This window comes from Pseudomonas turukhanskensis (assembly GCF_027922365.1).
Lineage (GTDB): Bacteria > Pseudomonadota > Gammaproteobacteria > Pseudomonadales > Pseudomonadaceae > Aquipseudomonas > Aquipseudomonas turukhanskensis.
In genome coordinates this window covers 787,040-807,717 of sequence record NZ_BSFN01000001.1, presented here as the reverse complement: position 1 = coordinate 807,717, position 20,678 = coordinate 787,040, and the positions used below count along the sequence as shown (strand labels likewise).

Genomic DNA, 20,678 nt, shown 5'->3' with positions numbered 1-20,678 from the left:
ATCTTGGTCTGCTCACGTGAACGAATAAAGTTTTTTTTCACACCAGGGGTTTACAACCTCAAAGTCGATCCGTATATTTCGCGCCCACAACGACGGCAAACGTTGTTGTAGTTGAAAGTAGTTGAGCAATCAGCGAACTCAACGCCCAGGTGGCGGAATTGGTAGACGCACTAGGTTCAGGTCCTAGCGATGGCAACATCGTGGAAGTTCGAGTCTTCTCCTGGGCACCAATTTAGACTGAGGTTCTACCAACCTCAGCAACAAAAAGACCGGCTTAGGCCGGTTTTTTTGTGCCTTTCGTATCGGTAAGTCGTTTAAATTCAGGGGTTTACAAGCCTGCGCCTGGTCCGTATATTTCGCGCCCACAACGACAGCAATGTTGTTGTAGTTGAAAGTAGCCGAGCAGTCAGCGAAATCAACGCCCAGGTGGCGGAATTGGTAGACGCACTAGGTTCAGGTCCTAGCGATGGCAACATCGTGGAAGTTCGAGTCTTCTCCTGGGCACCAATTCAGACCGAGGCACTACCAACCTCGGCAACAAAGAGACCGGCTCAGGCCGGTTTTTTTGTGCCTGTGGTTTGAGCCGCCCTGCGGATATCTGCCGCCGCGCACTAGGCGAAACGGCGGATATCGCGGTGCGTATATTCGCTCTACACGCGGAACTGGCCAAGGCTCGACTTCAAACGCGACGCCAAGCCATCCAACACACGCCCACTGGCCGCTGTCGCCGCACCCGCCTCGGCCGCACGCTGCGCCTCGGCGTGAATCACCTCAACGCGACCACGCACCGCGTCTGCGCCTTCAGCCTGATGCGCCGCCGCCTGAGTGGCCGCCTTGATGGCCGCATGCACATCATCCACTGCAGCCTGCACCGACAACTGTAAACGCTCGCTATCGCGCAATGCCGCCAACCCTTCGTTTGCCTGCTGGCCGGCACGGCCGATCACCGACACTGCCTCCTTCGCACCCTGCTGCAGCGCAGTGATATGCGACTGAATATCGCCAGTGGACTGCTGAGTCTTGCTCGCCAGCGCCCGCACCTCGTCGGCCACCACGGCAAAACCGCGACCGGTCTCGCCGGCACGCGCTGCCTCGATGGCCGCGTTAAGCGCCAGCAAGTTGGTCTGCTCGGCAATGCCATGAATTACGGTCAACACCATTTCGATCTGCTCGCTCTGGCGCGCCAGACGCTCGATCACCGCAGAACCGGCGTCCACGCGCGACACCAGCTCCTCAATCAAGCCGCCAACCTTGGTGGCGATCACGGCGTTTTCATTGGCGTCCTGACGAATCGACACCACGCGCTGCAACGCCGCCTGCATGGCGCGGCTTTCCGCTTGCGCATCGCCCGCCATCACAGCCAACGCTTCCAGGCTACCAGCCACTTCGTCACGCTGACGCTCTGCCGCGGCCTCAGCCGCCACGCTACGAGTCGCCAGCCCTTTGATTTCAACCCCGGTGCTGACCGCCACTTCACCCGCTTCACGAACAATGGGCTGCAGCTTTTCGACAAAGCGGTTTACGGCGATGGCCATATCGCCGATTTCATCGCGACTGGTGACTTCGATGCGGCGAGTCAGATCACCCTCGCCCGCCGCCAGATCATTGAGCGCAGCGATCTGCAAATGCAGCTTGTTGACCACACGCTGACCCAGCACCACCGCGAGCGTGAGCAATACGCCCAGACCGACCAGCACCAGACTCAAGCCGATACGCCACTTCAGCGTGGCAGCCGATTCCTGCACCGACGCACGCGCTCCATCGGCCATGCCGGCGGTTTCGGTCTGCGCAGCCTTCAAGCGCGCCGTCAGCGCGGCAGTGCTTTCAGTTGAGGCGCCCGACAGACTGTCAGCCACCAGTTGGTCACCACTGGCTATCAGGGCGGTAAAGCGTTTATCCAATGCCTCCAACTGCTGCTCGACGGAAGCCGTGGAAACGCCCATCAGCACCTTGCCGATTTCCACGCCATTGGGGCTGATGGACGCTTCAATCATGTACACCGATTTATCGTTGCGCGCGGCGCTCAGCACTTTATCCAGCGCTCGCTCGCCCTCGCCCTTTTCCATCAGCGCCTTGATCAGCGGGTTTTCCCGGTTGAGGTAGCGGGTCAGGTGCTGGCCTTGTGCATCGTCGTACACAACAAACAACACGTTGGGGTTACGTTGGGCACGGCGGGCGAATTCGGACAATGCCGGGCCGTCGTTATCCCACATGGCCCGCGGTGCAACCGCTGCGAGCAACTGCGCCATATCGTTGGCCGAATCCTTGAGGTTTTGCTCAAGGGTGGCGCGGATCTGAGTTTGCTCTTCCTTCAGGCGTGTGGACAAGCCGGCCGCCAGGCGCTCTCGCGTGCGGGTGGATAACGTGCCCAGGCCGGAGGAAAGCTCGCGGCTGGCCTCCTGCAACTCGGACTCCAGGCGCTGGGTGTCGGACCCCAGGCGCGCGCCCAGATCGACCTCCAACGCACCGACCGTGCTCCGAGTTAGTGCAACAGCCACCAGGACCTGCACCAGCAGTGCAATTCCAAGAGCAATGAATACCGGGCGCAGCAGGCGGCTACGCAAGAGAGAAACGATGGCAGACACGACAAACCTCCAATACCCGTCAACTGTGTGACGGCAACCGCTGGGATAACTTGAGCACAGCAAGGGCCATGCCGCCACTCCTGGCCAGACATTCAGAAACGAAAAAGGGCCGCCCATGGCGACCCCTTGTCGTGTGCAGCCGCCCTGACGGCGGCGGCATATGCCGTTAGGCGAACGGGTGACGCAACACGATGGTTTCGTTGCGGTCCGGGCCGGTGGAGATGATATCGATCGGCGCGCCGACCAACTCTTCCACACGCTTGATGTATGCACGGGCATTGGCCGGCAATTCGTCCAGGGTTTTGGCACCCAAAGTCGACTCGCTCCAGCCTGGGACTTCTTCGTACACCGGCTCCAGGCCGAGGTAGCTGTCGGCGTCGGTCGGTGCGTCGATGACGGCGCCGTTTTCGTTCTTGTAGCCCACGCAGATACGGATGGTTTCCAGACCGTCGAGCACGTCCAGCTTGGTCAGGCACAGGCCCGAGATGCTGTTGATTTCGATGGCGCGACGCAGAATGACGGCGTCAAACCAGCCGCAACGACGGGCACGGCCAGTGGTCGCACCGAACTCGTGGCCACGCTTGGCCAGGAACGCGCCGACGTCGTCGAACAGCTCAGTCGGGAACGGGCCCGAACCCACGCGCGTGGTGTAAGCCTTGGTGATACCGAGGATGTAATCCAGGTACATCGGGCCAAACCCCGAACCGGTGGCGATACCGCCGGCGGTGGTGTTGGAGCTGGTGACGTAGGGGTAGGTGCCGTGGTCGATGTCGAGCAGGGAACCCTGCGCGCCTTCGAACATGATGTCTTTGCCATCGCGACGCAGGTCGTGCAGCACGGAGGTGACGTCAGCCATCATCGGCTTCAGCAGCTCGGCGTACTCCATGCACTCATCCAGGGTTTTCTGGAAGTCGATGGCCGGCTCTTTGTAGTAATTGACCAGCACGAAGTTGTGGTAGTCCAGCAGCTCGCCAAGCTTGGCGGCGAAACGCTCGCGGTGGAACAAGTCACCGATGCGCAGGCCACGACGGGCCACTTTGTCTTCGTACGCCGGGCCGATACCGCGACCGGTAGTGCCGATCTTGGCTTCGCCGCGAGCGCGCTCACGAGCCTGGTCCAATGCCACATGGTAGGAGAGGATCAGCGGACAAGCCGGGCTGATGCGCAGGCGCTCGCGCACTGGAACGCCCTTCTCTTCCAGCTTGATGATTTCGCGCATCAAGGCATCCGGCGCCACCACCACACCGTTACCGATCAGGCACTGCACGCCTTCGCGCAGCACGCCGGACGGAATCAGGTGCAGCACGGTTTTCTCACCGTCGATCACCAGGGTATGACCTGCGTTGTGACCGCCCTGGTAGCGCACTACCGCGGCAGCGTGTTCAGTCAGCAGATCAACGATCTTGCCTTTGCCCTCATCACCCCATTGGGTGCCCAGGACTACGACATTCTTACCCATAACACTTGTCCTCTTCGAAGCTTGATGCCGGCAGGTGCCAGCGGAAACCTTTAAACAGCCAATGGCACAACCTGCCAGCGCCCGTCATTGAGCACCAACTGGCGATCACACCCGGCTTCATGCGCGGCAGAAACATCCTGGCCCGGCAGTGCCTGCACAACACGCGTGTTTTGCCCGCGCAACTGGCGAACTGCCTTCCATAGGTACAAATCGTGATTGTCCGGCGCCCAGACCCCGGCCTCAGGTTCATCGAGCTGCATAGCGCCCAATGTCACCAGGGTTTTGAGGTCGGTAGAAAAACCGGTAGCCGGGCGCGCCCGACCAAAGTCAGCACCAATATCATCATAGCGGCCGCCTTGAGCGATGGACTGACCAACGCCCGGCACAAACGCCGCGAACACCACACCGGTGTGATAGTGGTAGCCGCGCAGCTCACCCAGGTCGAAGTACAACGGCACTTCGGGGTAACGACGCTCCAGGGTGTCGGCGATGGCGATCAACTCATCGAGCGCCAGGTGCACGTCTTCCGGCGCTTCGACCAGACAGGCTTGCGCCAGATCCAGCACTTCGCGCTCGCCGCAGAGCTCAGCGAGGGCGCGGAGCATTTTCTGCAGCTCGGCCGGGACGCTTTCGGTCAGAGCAGCGACTTCGTCGACCGCCTTGCGTTGCAGCGCATCGAACAATTGCTGCTCCACTTCACCGGAAAGGCCAGCGGCACGCGCCAGGCCGCGGTAGATGCCGACATGGCCCAGATCGATGTGCACGTCCGGCACGGCGGCCAGTTCAAGCATTTCCAGCAACAGGCTGATGACTTCAACGTCGCTGGCCGGACTGGCGTCACCGTACAACTCGGCGCCCAGTTGAATCGGGCTGCGCGAGGTGGTCAGGGCACGAGGCTGGGCGTGCAGGACGCTGCCGGCGTAGCACAGACGGTTGGGCCCTTCACGACGCAAAGTGTGCGCATCGATGCGCGCCACTTGCGGCGTGATGTCGGCGCGAAAGCCCATCTGCCGGCCGGTTTGCGGATCAATAACCTTGAAGGTGCGCAGATCCAGATCCTGGCCCGCGCCGGTAAGCAACGATTCCAGGTATTCAATGTGTGGAGTGACGACGAACTCATAGCCCCAGCGCTGGAACAGATCCAGTACCTGACGGCGCGCCGCCTCGATGCGCGCCGCTTCCGGCGGCAGTACTTCCTCGATGCCATCTGGCAGCAGCCAGCGGTCTACCGTTGCCATTTCGCCATTCCCCTCGTTGCGGGCGGCAGCCATTAATGAAGCCAGTAAAGGAGGACTGTTCCCAGCAGCATGCTGGCAAGCCCGATTAGGCGTAAGTGACCATCAGACAGCTGCAAAAGCTGCATGAATGCCTCACGCCAACCTCGTGGATATAGGAACGGCAGGATGCCTTCCAGCACCAGCACTAAACACAACGCGATGCCGAGTTCCTGCCACATGGTTCCCACAGACGCAAAAAAGCCGGGAATTTCCCGGCTGATGCATCATAACAACCTTTGCCTGATCGGTCACCCCGACGGACGACCAGCGTCCGTCGGAAGCGACCTCTATCAAGGCTTGGACTTTTCCAGGTAACGGAAAAAGTCGCTGCTGGGATCCAGCACCAAGACGTCACGCTTGTCCGCAAAGCTTTCGCGATAAGCACGCAGGCTGCGATAGAAACCGTAAAACTCCTGGTCCTCACCGTAGGCCTTGGCGTAGATGGCCGAGGCTTTCGCATCGCCATCACCGCGAGCTTCTTCCGCTTCGCGATAGGCTTCCGCCAGGATCACGCGCTTCTGCCGGTCGGCGTCTGCACGAATACCTTCAGCCAGTTCCTTACCTTTGGCGCGATGCTCACGAGCCTCACGCTCACGCTCGGAACTCATGCGATCGAACACGCTGCGGTTTACTTCCTTCGGCAGGTCGATGGCTTTGACGCGAACGTCTACCACTTCAATGCCGAGCTCTTTCTGCGCCGCCTTGTTCAACGAGGCCGTTACATCAGCCATCAACGCATCACGCTCGCCGGAAACCGACTCGTGCAACGTGCGTTTACCGAACTGGTCACGCAAGGAAGCTTCGAGGCGACGCGACAAACGCTCGTCAGCAATCTGCTTCATGCCCGAGGTGGCGGTGTAGTAACGCTCAGCGTCCAGCACTCGCCACTTGGCATAGGCATCTACCATCAATGCTTTCTTTTCCAGGGTGAGGAAACGCGAGGTGGAGGAGTCGAGGGTCATCAAGCGCGCATCAAACTTGCGCACCTGGTTCACGTACGGAACCTTCACATGCAGGCCAGGCGCCACATCGGTTTGCACAATGCGACCGAAACGCAGCATTACCGCGCGCTCGGTTTGCGAAACGATGTAGAAGCAGTTCCAGCCAACCAGCAACACAACGATGCCGACAATAAGGGCGGCCAGTGATTTATTGCTCATCAGCGAGTCTCCCTTGTCCGCAGATCACGCTGTTGCAAATCAGCATTCACCCGTGCGCCCAAATCAGCAGCAGCGGCATTGCTTGAAGCGCTTGGCGCCGGCGCGGCACCGCGGCTGTCGATCATTTTGTCGAGCGGCAGATAAAGCAGGTTGTTCTGCCCTTTCTCGCCTGTCACCAACACTTTGCTGGTATTGCTCATCAGCTCTTGCATGGTGTCGAGGTACAGACGCTCGCGAGTCACTTCAGGCGCCTTGCGGTACTCGGCGACCAGCTTGGTGAAACGATCCGCTTCACCAGTTGCCCGCGATACCACTTCGTCACGATAACCGCTGGCATCTTCGATCAGACGCTGAGCCTGACCACGCGCCTCCGGCACCACGCCGTTGGCATAGGACTCGGCCAGGTTCTTCTCACGCTGCTCGTCTTCACGCGCACGGATCACGTCATCAAAGGCTTCCTGAACTTCACGCGGCGCGGCAGCGCTCTGCAGGTTCACCTGGGTGACGGTGATGCCGGTTTTGTAGTTGTCCATAAAACGCTGCAGGCGCTCTTTGACTTCGCTGGCCATCAACTCACGGCCTTCGGTCAGCACCTGGTCCATGGCAGTGGAACCCACGACATGGCGCACCGAGCTGTCGGTGGCCTGCTGCAGGCTCACTTCCGGCTGGTCTACGTTAAGTACGAAATCCTGCAGATTGCTGATCTTGTATTGAACAGTCAGCGGCACTTCGATGATGTTCTCATCCTCGGTGAGCATCTGCCCTTGCTTGCTATAAGCACGCTCGCGGGTGACGTTCTCCTGGTACTTACGATCCATCGGAGGGAAATAGATGTTGAGGCCTGGGCCGACAGTTTCGTAGTACTTGCCGAAGCGCAGCACGACGGCTTGCTCCTGCTCGTCCACGACATAAATGGCGCTGTACAGCCAGATAGCCGCCAGCACGGCCACCACGATAGCGATCAGGCCAAAGCCACCGCCACTGCCGCTGTTGGAGCCGCCGTCACTGTCACGTTTTTTACTGCCACCGAACAACCCGTTAAGGCTCTCCTGCAGCTTGCGGAAGGCTTCGTCGAGATCTGGCGGACCTTTGCGGTCACCGCCGCCCTTGCGTCCACCCCAAGGGTCTTGATTATTCGAGTTGCCACCCGGCTCATTCCAAGCCATAGCGCTCTCCATACTGATAAAGCAAAGACGCGCCCACGGCGCGCCCGCCAATGCTACAGATGCCACCCAACAGCAGCAAAGCCACAGTCGCAGGCTTTATTGCAAAGTGTGTTGCTCTAGAAATTCTGACGGCTGCCAACCTTCACGGCTGATCAACCGGTTCAATTCCACACGCGGAACCCGCACAGCCAACAGGCTGGCGCCTTGCTCATCATGCGCTTCGGTTTGCACCACACCCAAGGCAAAAAACTGTGCACGCAAGCGGCCCAACTTTTGCGGCAGACACAACGTACCCACAAACAGATCGTTACCCAAGAGTTCGGCAACGGCCTGCTCCAGCAAGTCCAGGCCACGCCCATCACGGGCCGACAGCCACACTCGTTGCGGGCGCCCGGCGTCATCACGCTGAATCTGTGGCTCGACGCCTTCAAGCAGATCCAGCTTGTTGTACACCTCAAGAATCGGCAGCTCATCGGCGCCGATTTCCGTCAGCACTGCCAGCACCTGCTCGATCTGCTCCTGACGATCCGGCTCGTGGGAGTCGATCACATGCAGTAGCAAGTCGGAATTGCTCGACTCCTCCAGCGTAGCGCGAAAGGCTTCGACCAGCTTGTGCGGCAGATGTCGAATGAAACCCACGGTATCGGCCAGCACGATAGGGCCGAGATCATCCAGCTCCAGGCGGCGCAACGTCGGGTCGAGGGTGGCGAACAGTTGATCCGCCGCGTACACCTCAGACTGGGTAACGGCGTTGAACAGTGTGGATTTACCGGCGTTGGTATAGCCAACCAGCGAAACGGACGGAATATCAGCGCGCTTGCGACCGCGCCGGGCCTGCTCACGCTGGCTACGTACACGTTCGAGCTTCTGCTTGATCTGACCGATACGTACCCGCAACAAACGGCGGTCGGTTTCCAGCTGGGTTTCACCCGGGCCACGCAGACCGATACCGCCCTTCTGCCGTTCCAAGTGAGTCCAGCCGCGCACCAGTCGCGTGCTCAGGTGATCGAGCTGCGCCAGCTCAACCTGCAACTTACCCTCGTGGGTACGGGCACGCTGAGCAAAAATATCCAGAATCAACCCGGTACGGTCGAGCACGCGACACTCGAACACACGCTCAAGGTTACGTTCCTGACTCGGGGTAAGGATGTGGTTGAAGATAACCAGATCAATCTGTTCGGCCTTGACCAGGTCGCGTAACTCTTCGACCTTGCCACTGCCAATCAGAAATTTAGCGGTCGGCCGATGACGTGGCACGTTAATGAACGCCACCGTATCCGCGCCCGCCGAGTTGGCGAGCTCTTGGAACTCCTGCGGGTCTTCTCGCGCCTCTGTGTCTTGGCCTTCCAGATGAACCAGAACGGCCCGCTCACCACCTTCATGACGCTCGAAGAACAAAGCAGACTCCTATCAGGCGTTACCTGGTTCTGCTTCGACTTGCTCGCCTTCTGTCGCGCTAGGCAGACGAACCGGACGGCTCGGTACCACAGTGGAGATTGCGTGCTTGTAGACCATTTGGCTGACAGTGTTCTTCAGCAAAATAACAAACTGGTCGAAGGATTCGATCTGGCCTTGCAGCTTGATGCCGTTAACCAAATAAATTGAAACCGGTACGCGTTCCTTACGCAGGGTATTGAGGTAAGGGTCTTGTAGCGAATGCCCTTTTGACATGTGCCGCACTCCTTTGGAGATCGATAGTTATAGTATGAAAAGTGGTGGACTTCGCCGCCCTACCCCCAAGAGTAGACGGCAATAAGCAAGGTCTCATTCCAATATGGAGACCGACTTCAAGTATTTCAAGGCACGTGGCAGATTGTCGCAAGCCAGACTGTCTAGCCAGTGCAGATTGGACCAACTTCGCAACCAGGTGAACTGTCTTTTGGCTAATTGACGAGTAGCAATAATGCCTTTCTCGACCATTTGCTCTCGAGTCAGGCTGCCATCCAGATAATCCCAGACCTGGCGATAACCTACTGCCCGAATAGACGGCAACCCGACATGCAGATCCCCTCTATTTCGCAGGGTTTCGACCTCTTCGACAAAGCCCTGTTCCATCATGGCCAGAAATCTTTCGGCAATCCGCGCGTGCAACACCTGGCGCTGCGTGGGCGCAATCGCCAAGTTCGCGACAGTATAGGGGAATTGCACCACCCCGGCTGTGCTAGAAGCGCCGTTTTGAGCGGTCTGACGCTCTCTATGCGACGTCATCGTCTGACCGCTTACCAGGAATACTTCCAACGCGCGAGTAAGACGTTGCGGATCATTAGGGTGAATTCGTGCTGCCGACTGCGGATCCACCGCCGCCAACTCGCGATGCAGCACATCCCAGCCCTCGGCAGCAGCGCGCAACTCTAGCTGGGCGCGCACCTCGGCGTCCGCTGCCGGCATATCCGCCAAGCCTTCCTGCAGCGCCTTGTAATAGAGCATGGTGCCGCCCACCAGTAGCGGAATGCGGCCGGCAGCGGTGATTTCAGCCATAGCCGCCAAGGCGTCGGCGCTAAATTCGGCGGCGGAGTAGCGTTCGGACGGGTCGCGGATGTCGATCAGACGATGCGGATACTGGGCCAATAACGCTTTAGAGGGCTTGGCGGTGCCAATATCCATGCCGCGATAGACCAGCGCCGAATCGACGCTGATCAGCTCACATGGCAAATGCTTGGTCAGTTCGATGGCGAGGTCGGTCTTGCCAGCGGCAGTTGGCCCCATCAGGAAAATCGCCGGAGGCAGGCGACTGGACATATAAAGGAAGTCCTTAGCGGCCGCGCATAAAGAGTTTGTCGAGGTCGTCCATGCCCAGTTGCGTCCAGGTCGGCCGACCGTGGTTGCACTGACCACTGCGCTCGGTGCTTTCCATATCGCGCAGCAAGCCGTTCATTTCCGGAATGGTCAGACGACGATTGGCGCGCACGGCGCCGTGACAGGCCATGGTGCCGAGCAATTCGTTGAGGTGCGCCTGAATCCGGTCACTGGTGCCGTACTCCATCAGATCTGCGACCACGTCATGAACCAGGCGATTGGCTTCAGCCTGCTTGAGCAGTGCCGGAATTTGCCGAATAGCCAGGGTTTCCGGGCCAAGGCGCTGCAACTCGAAGCCCAGACGCTGGAACCACGCTGCATGCTCTTCGGCGCAATCGGCTTCGCGCTGGCTCACCGCAATCGACTCCGGCACCAGCAACGGCTGGCCGCTCAGGCCTTCGCTGGCCATCGCGATCTTCAACCGCTCATAGGTGATGCGCTCGTGGGCGGCATGCATATCCACCAGCACCATGCCGATGGCGTTCTCAGCCAGGATATACACGCCTTTGAGCTGCGCCAGCGCGTAGCCCAGAGGTGGAACATCGCCCTGATTTTCCGGGAGCGTGGCGGGGGCAGCGCCATTGGCCAGCGGCGCAAAATACTCACGGTATGCGCCCTGAGCCTCGGCGATGGGCATGCTCGAGCTTGGCCGCGGCGCGGAATAGCCGCTCTGGTAGCCGCTGCCCGGCGCACGCCAGACGTTTTCTGCCGCCGGCCGCTCAAGCAGATTGGCCGACAGGCTCATTTCATTCTGTGGACCAAACTCACCCGCCGCCTGTCCGGTCGGCCTGAGCATGCCAGCCACCGCAGCCGGGGCGGCCAACTGGTCTTCCGGGCGCACTTCGCCGAGGGCACGGTGCAAGGTGCCGTACAGGAAGTCATGCACCATGCGGCCATCGCGAAACCGCACTTCGTGCTTGGTCGGGTGCACATTGACGTCGACCACCGAAGGATCGATTTCCAGAAACAACACAAACGTCGGATGGCGACCGTTGAACAGCACATCGCGGTATGCCTGGCGCACTGCGTGGGCAACCAGCTTGTCGCGCACGGCGCGGCCGTTGACGAAGAAGTACTGCAAATCCGCCTGGCTGCGCGAAAAGGTCGGCAGACCCACCCAGCCCCACATCCGCAGGCCATTGCGCTCGATCTCGATCGGCAGTGCTTGCTCAAGGAAAGACGGCCCGCACACGGCGGCCACTCGGCGCGCGCGCGCCGCTTCATCGTGAGCCTCGTGCAACGACAACACGCTCTTGCCGTTATGGCGCAGGTGGAAGGCCACGTCGAAACGCGCCAGGGCCAAGCGTTTGACCACTTCCTGCAAGTGATCGAACTCGGTCTTCTCGGCCTTGAGGAACTTGCGCCGCGCCGGGGTATTGAAAAACAGATCACGCACTTCGACCGAGGTGCCCACCGGGTGCGCCGCCGGCTGCACGCGCGGCGCCATGTCGCGACCTTCTGTTTCCACTTGCCAGGCCTGGTCGGCGTCAGCGGTGCGCGAAGTCAGGGTGAGCCGGGCAACCGAGCTGATGGAGGCCAGCGCCTCGCCGCGAAAGCCCATGCTCATGACGCTTTCGAGGTCTTCCAATTCGCGAATCTTGCTGGTGGCGTGACGCGCCAGGGCCAACGGCAGGTCATCGGCGGCGATACCACTGCCGTCGTCGCGTACCCGCAGCAGCTTGGTGCCGCCCAACTCAACGTCTACATCAATACGCGCTGCGCCGGAGTCCAGGCTGTTCTCCAGCAGTTCCTTGGCCACGGAGGCCGGACGCTCAACCACCTCACCCGCCGCGATCTGGTTAGCCAGGCGCGGGCTTAGCAGTTCAATGCGCGCCTGGCTCAACACCGGCGCGGTCATGGCTGAGCCGCCAGCGCGGTCGGTGGAATCTGCAGGTGCTGGCCGACTTTCAGGGAATCGGTTTTCAGGTTGTTGGCCGAGCGAATCGCCGCCTGGGTGACCTGATAGCGCTGGGCAATCATCGCCAGGCTCTCGCCGGACGACACCATGTGGTCGCGCGGGCCAGGGGCGATCTTGCCGGAGTCACGCATCCAGGCGATGTAGGTGCCGGGCGGCGGGTTTTGCTGGAAGAACTGGCGAATACCGCTGGAAATCGAGCGCGCCAACGATTGCTGGTGGCTGCCGGAGGCCAATTTCGCCGACTCGTTAGGGTTCGAGATAAACCCCGTTTCCACCAGAATCGAAGGGATGTCCGGCGATTTCAGCACCATAAACCCGGCTTGTTCCACGCGACGTTTGTGCAGCGAAGTCACGCTGCCGAGGTTGCTCAGCACCTTTTGGCCGACGTTAAGGCTCGAAGACAGCGACGCCGTCATCGACAGATCGAGCAGTACGCCGGCCAGCATCGGGTCTTTGTCGTCGAGACTGACGTTGCCGGCGCCGCCGATCAGGTCGGAGCGGTTTTCACTGTCGGCCAGCCAGCGGGCCGTTTCCGAGGTGGCGCCGCGATCGGACAGGGCGAATACCGAGGCGCCAAACGCCGATTTGCTCGGTGCAGCGTCAGCATGAATGGAAACGAACAGATCCGCGCCCTTCTTGCGGGCGATCTCGGTACGTTTGCGCAGCGGAATAAAGTAGTCGCCGGTGCGTACCAACTCCGCGCGGTAACCCTTGGTTGCGTTTACTTGGCGCTGCAGCTCCTTGGCGATGCCCAGCACTACGTCTTTTTCACGGGCACCGCGCGGGCCCAAGGCTCCCGGGTCTTCGCCGCCGTGACCGGCGTCGATGGCCACCACGATATCGCGCTTGCCGCTCGGGTCTGGCGGGGTGAGTTTGGGCGCAGGCTGGGTTGGCGACACCGGCATCTGCGGCGCAGCAGCCGTGGTGGTGGACGGCAGGGTGGGCGAGCTGTCGGCGCCCTGGTCGAACAGGTCGACCACCAGGCGGTCGCCGTACTGTTGGTTCGGCGCCAGACTGAAGCTTTTCGGCGTTACCGGCGAAGACAGGTCGATGACGATACGCAGGTCAGTGGGCGAGCGCTGCGCCGAGCGCACGCTGGTAATCGGGGTATTGGCGATGGACAACTGTTCCAGTTTGGTCGCCAGGGTGGCACCGTTCACGTCGATCACGATGCGGTTTGGTGAGGTAAGGGTGAACACGCTGTGGGTCACAGGCCCGGAGAGGTCGAAGACCAGGCGGGTGTTATCCGGCGCGCGCCACAGCCGTACGCTTTTGATATCGGCCGCAGCCACAATGTCGGCAGCCAATACAGCAAGCAGCACAGCAACCCCGGTAAACAGCGCGCGCATGCGCATACCCAACCCCACTCTCTTATTCATGCTTTCTCGTATTTGGCTAAGGCGGCACACCAGGCCTCGCCCAATCCGTTATGCGGCGTAAAACACAGCAGGCGCCCGCTCTTATGGGGGCTAATGGTAATGTCCATGTCCGCCTTTGGCAAAACGCCCGCTCCGCGCTGCGGCCATTCGATCAGGCACAGGGCATCGCCTTCGAAATAATCGCGGATGCCAAGAAACTCCAGCTCCTCAGGGTCGGCCAGGCGGTAAAGGTCGAAGTGGTAGGCGCGCACCTCGCCGAGCTCGTAGGGTTCGACCAGGGTAAAGGTCGGACTTTTCACCGCACCGCTATGGCCAAGGCCGCGAATAATGCCGCGCGACAGGGTGGTTTTGCCGGCGCCAAGGTCACCGTGCAGGTAAATGATGCCACGCCCGCCGGTCACTTCAGCGATACGCGCCCCCAGCTCCAGCATCGACGCTTCGTCTGCTTTATAGATATCCACATTCAACTCAGGCATGGCGACTGTTCCTGCAATAGCCCACGAATCACTCCAATCAAATCACTGGCGGCGAGGCCACGGCCCTGCTCGCCCAACTGTTCGCCTGCCCGGGCGTGCAACCAGACGCCCAGGCAAGCGGCCTCGAAAGCCGGCATACCCTGAGCCAGCAACGCGCCAATCACACCCGCCAGCACATCGCCCAGCCCGGCACCGGCCATCGCCGGATGACCGTGATTGCACAGGCTCAGGCGACCATCCGGGGCCGCAATCAGGCTGCCAGCGCCTTTCAGCACGGCCACCACGGCATACTTCTGCGCCAGGGCATGGGCCGCAGCGGGACGGTTGGCCTGGACCTGCGCGGTAGACAAACTCAGCAGCCGCGCCGCTTCGCCCGGGTGCGGAGTAATGACGCAATTAGCCGGCAGCGGGGCCGGCGCTGCGGCCAGCCGATTCAATGCATCGGCATCCCATACCTGGGGCAACTCGGCGCTGCGGGCCACCGAAAACAGACTGCGCCCCCACGCCTCCTGCCCGAGACCAGGGCCAACCACCAACACAGTGGCGCGCTTGACCAGGGCCAACAGCTGATTCGCCGAACTGACACCGGCGCTCATTATCTCCGGGCGACGCACCAGCGCGGCGGGCACATGCTCGGGGCGGGTCGCCAGCGATACCATGCCGGCGCCGCAGCGCAACGCGCTTTGCGCCGTCAGCAGCGCAGCACCACCGAAGCCACGGTCGCCGCCCACCACCAGCACCTGACCGAACTGACCTTTGTGCGCCGTCGGCAAACGCGGCGCCAACGGCGGCAGGTTGGCACAAGCCAGGCGCTGAGCGGTGACGGCGGTTTGCGCCACCACCTCGGCATCCGCCTGCAGATCATCGAACACCAGCTCGCCAACCAGCGCCGGAGCCTCTCCCGTGAACAGGCCAATCTTCAAACCGATAAAGGTCACGGTCAGGTCGGCGCGCACGGCAGCACCGAGCGCCATACCGGTGTCAGCACACAGGCCCGACGGCACATCCAGCGCCAGCACCGGCAAGCCGGCGGCATTGATCTGCTGGATAACCTGGGCGTAGGGCGCGCGCACCTCGCCGCTGAGGCCGGTACCGAGCAAGCCATCAACCAGCACGCCGAGCAATGTCGCCCCGTCATGCCAAGGGTGTGGCGTCACTCCGGCCTGCAACGCGGCGGCATGGGCCGACGCGGCATCGCCCGCCAGCTTCGCCGGGTCGCCCACGGCATAACAGTGAACCTGCCAACCGGCACGCTGGGCCAGGGCGGCCAGCAAGTACGCATCACCAGCGTTGTTGCCGTGCCCGGCCAACACCGTCACGGCTTGCTGCTGCGGCCAGCGTCGGCGAAGCGCCCGCCAGGCGGCATGGGCTGCGCGCTCCATCAAATCGAAGCCAGGCGTGCCTGCGGCAATCAGGCGGGCGTCGAGATCACGCACCTGGGCGGCACTGTGCAAAGCGGTGGGCAGTAGGTCGTTGGAATACGGCATGCGTCAGTCAGCTCGGATGTCTGGCAGAATTATACGCACGTCCGCCCCGGTTGCCTGTTGCCATGTCCTCCCCTTCCCTCGATCTCGTTGCCCTGTCCCAGTCGATCAAAGACTGGGGCCGCGAGCTTGGCTTTCAGCAGGTCGGCATTGCCGGTCTGGAGCTGGGCGAGCACGAGGCGCATCTGGAGCGCTGGCTGGCGGCCGGTTACCACGGCGAAATGGACTATATGGGCGCGCACGGCAGCAAACGCTCGCACCCCGATGAGCTGGTGCCCGGCACGCTGCGGGTGGTGTCGCTACGCATGGACTACCTGCCGGGCGACACACTGATGGCCCAGCGTCTGGGCGAAAAGGAAACGGCTTATGTATCGCGCTATGCCCTGGGCCGCGATTACCACAAACTGATCCGCAAGCGCCTGCAACAGTTGGCCGAGCGCATTCAGCAGGCCATCGGCCCGTTTGGCTATCGCGCCTTTGTCGACAGTGCCCCGGTGTTGGAAAAAGCCATCGCCGAACAGGCCGGCCTGGGCTGGATCGGCAAAAATACGCTGGTGCTCAACCGCAAAGCCGGCAGCTATTTCTTTCTCGGCGAATTGTTTGTCGACTTGCCGCTGCCGGTCGATGAACCCACCACCACAGAACACTGCGGCCGTTGCACCGCGTGCCTGGATATCTGCCCCACCAATGCCTTTGTCGGCCCCTATGTGCTGGATGCGCGGCGCTGCATTTCCTACCTGACCATCGAACTGAAAGGGCCGATTCCCACCGAGTTGCGGCCGCTGATTGGCAATCGGGTATTTGGCTGCGACGACTGCCAGATCGTGTGTCCATGGAACCGCTTCGCGCGCCCGACCGAGCAGGGTGACTTTCAGCCGCGACATAGTTTGGACAACGCGCAATTGGCCGAACTGTTTCGCTGGAGTGAGGAAGAGTTTCTCCGCCGCACCGAGGGCTCGCCCCTGCGCCGTGCCGGTTATGAGCGGTGGCTGCGCAACCTGGCGGTGGGGTTGGGCAATGCGCCGTCCAGCATTCCGGTGTTGCAAGCGCTGGAGGCGCGGCGGGAGGATGCCTCGGAGATGGTGCGCGAGCATGTGCAATGGGCGTTGGCGCAACACGGGCGTTAACGGCAAACGATCCGCTAACACCGTCATCCCCACGCACGCGGGGATCCAGACTGGGCCAGGTAACGTTGCTCGCCGCAAAATCCTGGGTTCCCGACTGCGCGGGAACGACGGCTGGGGCATTTAAAATTTCTTGATGAAATGCTCGCGGTAGTACTTAAGCTCGGCAATCGAGTCGTAGATATCGTCCAGCGCCAGGTGACTGCCCTTCTTGCTGAAACCATCACGAATCTGCGGCGCCCAGCGGGTTACCAGCTCTTTCAGGGTAGAAACGTCGAGGTAGCGGTAGTGGAAGTAAGCTTCCAGGTTCGGCATGTAGCGGTACAGGAAGCGACGGTCCTGGCCAATGCTGTTGCCGCAGATGGGCGATTTGCCCTTTGGTACCCACTGCTCTAGAAACGCGATGGTCTGCGCCTCGGCCTCCTGGGCGCTGACCTTGCTGTCGCGCACGCGCTGAGTCAGCCCGCTTTCGCCGTGGGTACGGGTGCACCATTCATCCATGGCTGCCAACACCTCATCACTCTGGTGCACGGCAATCACCGGGCCTTCAGCCAGCACATTGAGATTGCTGTCGGTGACGATGGTGGCCATTTCAATGATCACATCGGTTTCCGGCTCCAGGCCGGTCATTTCCAGATCGATCCAGATCAGGTTCTGCGGGTTTTGCATGATGGGGCTCCTCGAACGTAGCTGAGCAGTTTAGCTCAGCTACGGCGCCCGGCGGCGAACTTGAGCGGCGTGCTAAACTCGCCGGCCACCTGGCTTGTTGCCAGGTCCTGTATTTGTAACTCCTCTATCCGGAAGCCCCATGGCCAAACGCCAGCTCAACCGTCGCCAGAACTGGCGCATCGAGAAGATTCAAGGCGAGCGCGCTGCCCGCGCCGCCAAGCGCGAGTCGCAGTCGCTGGAAGCGCTGGAAGGCGGCGACCTGGGCCCCGAGCAACTGGGCCTGGTCATCGCCCACTTCGGCGTGCAAGTGGAAGTTGAAGCGCTTGAAGGCGAATTGGCTGGCCAGGTCTTCCGCTGCCATCTACGCGCCAACCTGCCTGCACTGGTCACCGGCGACCAGGTGGTCTGGCGCGCCGGCAACCAGGGCATCGGCGTAATCGTGGCGCAGCTGCCGCGCAAAACCGAACTGTGCCGACCAGACACCCGCGGCCAATTGAAACCGGTGGCTTCCAACGTCGACCTGATCGTGATTGTCTTCGCGCCGCTGCCCGAACCCCACGCCAACCTGATCGACCGCTACCTGGTAGCGGCCGAGCACGCGGGCATTCGCCCCTTGTTGCTACTGAACAAGGCCGACCTGATCGACGACAAGAACGCCGTCGCCTTGAATGCCCTCCTAGGCGTTTACCGCCAGCTGGGCTACCCCCTGCTGGAAGTGTCCGCGCACCATGGTAACGGCATGCAATTGCTGCAGGCAGAGCTCGATGGGCATGTGAGTGTGTTCGTCGGTCAGTCGGGCGTTGGCAAGTCGTCGTTGGTCAACAGCCTGCTGCCGGAAGTGGATACCCGCGTCGGCCCGCTGTCCGAACTGACCGGCAAGGGCACCCACACCACCACCACCGCGCGGTTGTTCCACTTCCCCAATGGCGGTGAATTGATCGACTCCCCCGGCATTCGGGAATTTGGCCTGGTGCACGTGAGCCGTGATGATGTGGAAGCTGGGTTTATTGAGTTCCACGACCTGCTGGGCCGCTGCCGTTTCCGTGACTGCAAGCATGACCGCGAGCCGGGCTGTGCGCTGCTCAAGGCGCTGGAAGAGGGGCGCATCCAACCCCAACGGATGGCCAGCTACCGGCACATCATTTCCACCCTGCCCGAGCAGGATTACTGAAACCAAAAAGGCCGCGTATCGACGCGGCCTTTTTGGTGGAGCTCAAGATCGCTCGGTGCGCTTTGCGCACAAAACCTAAAGCAGGTTTTTAATTCTCCCGTGCCTGATCCAGCTTTAGCGCGCCGTTATCAAACACGTTTAGCTTTTCCTGGAGCTGCTCCGGTGTTGTTTGCGCAGCGGGCGCGGCACCCGGCGCGGGCGTTACCGGCGCCCCCTCGGCCGGCGGCGGCGTAGCCTCGCCTTCGCCTTGCGAGCCTTCGATCGCACGCTGAGCCTTTTTGGTCAGCACGATAATGTCGATACGCCGGTTCACGGGGTTCATCGGGTCTTCACGGTCAAACAGTGCCGAGGAGGCATAACCCACTACGCGGGCAATCTGGTCTTCAGGATAACTGCCTGCGACCAAGGTGCGGCGCGCGGCGTTGGCGCGCTCGGCCGACAACTCCCAGTTGCCGTAATCACCGCGCCCCACAAAAGGCTCGGCATCGGTGTGGCCGCTGATGCTGATCTTGTTCGGCACCGCTTTAATGGTATCGGACATGGCGATCAGGATGTCTTCGAAATACGGCTGCAGGCGCGCGCTACCGCTGTCGAACATCGGCCGGTTGGCCGCGTCCATGATCTGGATCCGCAACCCGTCCTGGGTGATTTCAAACAGGATCTGGTCCTTGAAACGCTGCAACTGCGGGTTCTCGTTGACCTTGTTCTGCAGCTCTTGCAACAGCAATTCCAGGCGCTCTTTCTCGAGTTTTTCCGCGATGTTCTCGGCCTGAGTTTCGCTTGGCGCAATATCACTGTCGGTGTCGGACGCGGTGTCGGTGGCGGCCTTGGCGTCTTTTACTTCCGGGTTAAGGGTCTTGTCTGGCGCAGGCGTGGGCGTACCGCCGAGATCGATGACATAGGGGCTGGCACTTTCGCTGAAACCGACCGGGTCCTGGAAGTAGCCGGAGATGGCTTTCTTCTGTTCGGGCGTGGCCGATGACATCAGCCACAGCACCAGAAAGAACGCCATCATCGCCACGGCAAAGTCGGCAAAGGCGATTTTCCAGGCGCCACCGTGGTGGCCAGCGGCAAACTTCTTGACCCGCTTGACGATGATGGGTTGGTTGTTATCCATCTATCAGCGGCCGCGAATCGCTTGTTCCAGCTCGCTGAAACTTGGCCGGTGCGCAGGGAACAGCACCTTGCGGCCAAATTCGACGGCCAGCGACGGCGGCATACCGGACGCCGACGCAACCAGGGACGCCTTTATCGCTTCGTATACGTTCAGCTCTTCCTTGGCATCGTGCTCAAGGCAGGTCGCCAATGGGCCGAAAAACCCGTACGCGGCAAGAATACCGAGGAAGGTACCCACCAGCGCCGCACCTACGTGTTGGCCGAGGGCCGACTGCTCAACCTGACCGAGCAGGGCCATAGTCACCACGATACCCAGTACCGCAGCCACGATACCGAAACCTGGCAAGCCGTCGGCAATACGGGTTACGGCGTGGGAGTTGTGTTCGAGTTCTTCCTTGAGGCTGCTCAGTTCCATGTCGAACAGACCTTCAAGTTCATGGGGCGCCATGTTGCCGGAAGACATGATGCGCAAGTAGTCGCACACGAATGCCGTCATGCCGGCGTCTTTGAGCAGGCCCGGATATTTGCTGAAAATGGCACTGGCAGCGGGGTCTTCCACATCGGCCTCGATGGCCATCATGCCCTCGCGGCGACTCTTGTTGAGAATCTCGTAGAGCATGCTCAGCACTTCGAGATAAAAAGCGTGGGTAAAGCGATTGCCAAACATCTTCAGCGCTTTTTTGAACACCGACATAAAGGTGCTGCCGGGGTTCGCCTGAAGGAATGCGCCCAACGCGGCACCGCCGATGATCATCACCTCGAAAGGCTGGATGAGCGCAGCGATTTTACCGTGGGACAAAATGTACCCGCCCAGTACCGAAGCGAATACCACGATGATGCCAATGATTTTTGCCATAGAGAGTTACTTAAAAGCCAGGAAGACACAGCCAAGGGAAGG

17 protein-coding genes, 2 tRNA genes and 2 pseudogenes are annotated in these 20,678 nt (G+C 60.9%); 4 read left to right on the top strand and 17 right to left on the bottom strand.

The window, feature by feature from the left end:
* Positions 1-143 precede the first annotated feature (143 nt).
* Positions 144-230 (top strand) — tRNA-Leu (locus PKE98_RS03630).
* Positions 231-420: 190 nt separating this feature from the next.
* Positions 421-507, top strand: a tRNA-Leu gene (locus PKE98_RS03625).
* Between the two features lie 143 nt (positions 508-650).
* Here PKE98_RS03625 and PKE98_RS27015 read toward each other — a convergent pair.
* The 14 genes and pseudogenes from PKE98_RS27015 to PKE98_RS03560 all read right to left on the bottom strand — a co-directional run.
* Positions 651-1,166: pseudogene (locus PKE98_RS27015) on the bottom strand (methyl-accepting chemotaxis protein); the annotation flags it as partial.
* A gap of 390 nt (positions 1,167-1,556) precedes the next feature.
* Positions 1,557-1,769 (bottom strand): annotated as a pseudogene (locus PKE98_RS27010) (methyl-accepting chemotaxis protein); the annotation flags it as partial.
* A 982-nt stretch (positions 1,770-2,751) separates the two neighbouring features.
* The gene (locus PKE98_RS03615; protein WP_271193888.1) at positions 2,752-4,044 is read right to left on the bottom strand and encodes an adenylosuccinate synthase; all 1,293 of its coding nucleotides are present in this window, start codon (positions 4,042-4,044) and stop codon (positions 2,752-2,754) included.
* Positions 4,045-4,094: 50 nt separating this feature from the next.
* Positions 4,095-5,282: an ATP phosphoribosyltransferase regulatory subunit gene (locus PKE98_RS03610; protein ID WP_271193887.1), complete on the bottom strand. Its 1,188-nt coding sequence runs from the start codon at positions 5,280-5,282 to the stop codon at positions 4,095-4,097.
* Positions 5,283-5,314: 32 nt separating this feature from the next.
* Complete coding sequence (locus PKE98_RS03605; protein ID WP_271193886.1) at positions 5,315-5,500, bottom strand: DUF2065 domain-containing protein; 186 nt, start codon at positions 5,498-5,500, stop codon at positions 5,315-5,317.
* A 111-nt stretch (positions 5,501-5,611) separates the two neighbouring features.
* Positions 5,612-6,481, bottom strand: coding sequence for a protease modulator HflC (hflC, locus tag PKE98_RS03600; RefSeq protein WP_271193885.1), 870 nt, complete (start codon positions 6,479-6,481; stop codon positions 5,612-5,614).
* Positions 6,481-7,647 carry an FtsH protease activity modulator HflK gene (gene hflK, locus PKE98_RS03595; protein WP_271193884.1) on the bottom strand — a complete coding sequence of 389 codons (1,167 nt, stop codon included), beginning with the start codon at positions 7,645-7,647 and terminating at the stop codon, positions 6,481-6,483. The genes hflC and hflK overlap by 1 nt, the downstream gene beginning before the upstream one ends.
* Before the next feature lie 96 nt (positions 7,648-7,743).
* Positions 7,744-9,045 (bottom strand): ribosome rescue GTPase HflX, encoded by a 1,302-nt coding sequence (gene hflX / locus PKE98_RS03590; protein ID WP_271193883.1) that lies wholly within the window; start codon positions 9,043-9,045, stop codon positions 7,744-7,746.
* A 12-nt stretch (positions 9,046-9,057) separates the two neighbouring features.
* Positions 9,058-9,318: an RNA chaperone Hfq gene (gene hfq / locus PKE98_RS03585; protein ID WP_108097895.1), complete on the bottom strand. Its 261-nt coding sequence runs from the start codon at positions 9,316-9,318 to the stop codon at positions 9,058-9,060.
* Positions 9,319-9,411: 93 nt separating this feature from the next.
* Positions 9,412-10,386 carry a tRNA (adenosine(37)-N6)-dimethylallyltransferase MiaA gene (gene miaA / locus PKE98_RS03580; RefSeq protein WP_271193882.1) on the bottom strand — a complete coding sequence of 325 codons (975 nt, stop codon included), beginning with the start codon at positions 10,384-10,386 and terminating at the stop codon, positions 9,412-9,414.
* Positions 10,387-10,399: 13 nt separating this feature from the next.
* On the bottom strand, positions 10,400-12,286 hold the full coding sequence (mutL, locus tag PKE98_RS03575) for a DNA mismatch repair endonuclease MutL (protein WP_271193952.1): 1,887 nt from the start codon (positions 12,284-12,286) through the stop codon (positions 10,400-10,402).
* A gap of 11 nt (positions 12,287-12,297) precedes the next feature.
* Complete coding sequence (locus PKE98_RS03570) at positions 12,298-13,728, bottom strand: N-acetylmuramoyl-L-alanine amidase (RefSeq protein ID WP_271193951.1); 1,431 nt, start codon at positions 13,726-13,728, stop codon at positions 12,298-12,300.
* 8 nt (positions 13,729-13,736) lie between these two features.
* Positions 13,737-14,216, bottom strand: coding sequence for a tRNA (adenosine(37)-N6)-threonylcarbamoyltransferase complex ATPase subunit type 1 TsaE (gene tsaE / locus PKE98_RS03565; RefSeq protein WP_271193881.1), 480 nt, complete (start codon positions 14,214-14,216; stop codon positions 13,737-13,739).
* Positions 14,204-15,703 carry an NAD(P)H-hydrate dehydratase gene (locus PKE98_RS03560; protein ID WP_271193880.1) on the bottom strand — a complete coding sequence of 500 codons (1,500 nt, stop codon included), beginning with the start codon at positions 15,701-15,703 and terminating at the stop codon, positions 14,204-14,206. The genes tsaE and PKE98_RS03560 overlap by 13 nt, the downstream gene beginning before the upstream one ends.
* Before the next feature lie 62 nt (positions 15,704-15,765).
* Here PKE98_RS03560 and queG point away from each other — a divergent pair, with 62 nt between their 5' ends.
* Complete coding sequence (gene queG, locus PKE98_RS03555) at positions 15,766-16,827, top strand: tRNA epoxyqueuosine(34) reductase QueG (RefSeq protein ID WP_271193879.1); 1,062 nt, start codon at positions 15,766-15,768, stop codon at positions 16,825-16,827.
* Positions 16,828-16,947: 120 nt separating this feature from the next.
* Here the strand turns inward: queG and orn are convergent, their stop codons facing one another.
* On the bottom strand, positions 16,948-17,493 hold the full coding sequence (orn, locus tag PKE98_RS03550) for an oligoribonuclease (protein ID WP_271193878.1): 546 nt from the start codon (positions 17,491-17,493) through the stop codon (positions 16,948-16,950).
* A 139-nt stretch (positions 17,494-17,632) separates the two neighbouring features.
* On the opposite strand from orn, the gene rsgA reads away from it, so the two are divergent.
* The gene (gene rsgA / locus PKE98_RS03545) at positions 17,633-18,664 is read left to right on the top strand and encodes a small ribosomal subunit biogenesis GTPase RsgA (protein WP_271193877.1); all 1,032 of its coding nucleotides are present in this window, start codon (positions 17,633-17,635) and stop codon (positions 18,662-18,664) included.
* A gap of 88 nt (positions 18,665-18,752) precedes the next feature.
* On the opposite strand, the gene motB is transcribed toward rsgA, so the two are convergent.
* Both motB and motA read right to left on the bottom strand, forming a co-directional pair.
* A complete protein-coding gene (gene motB, locus PKE98_RS03540) occupies positions 18,753-19,781 on the bottom strand; it encodes a flagellar motor protein MotB (protein ID WP_271193876.1) in 1,029 nt (342 codons plus the stop codon).
* Between the two features lie 3 nt (positions 19,782-19,784).
* Positions 19,785-20,636, bottom strand: a complete 852-nt coding sequence (gene motA, locus PKE98_RS03535; RefSeq protein WP_271193875.1) for a flagellar motor stator protein MotA — start codon at positions 20,634-20,636, stop codon at positions 19,785-19,787.
* Positions 20,637-20,678: the final 42 nt, after the last annotated feature.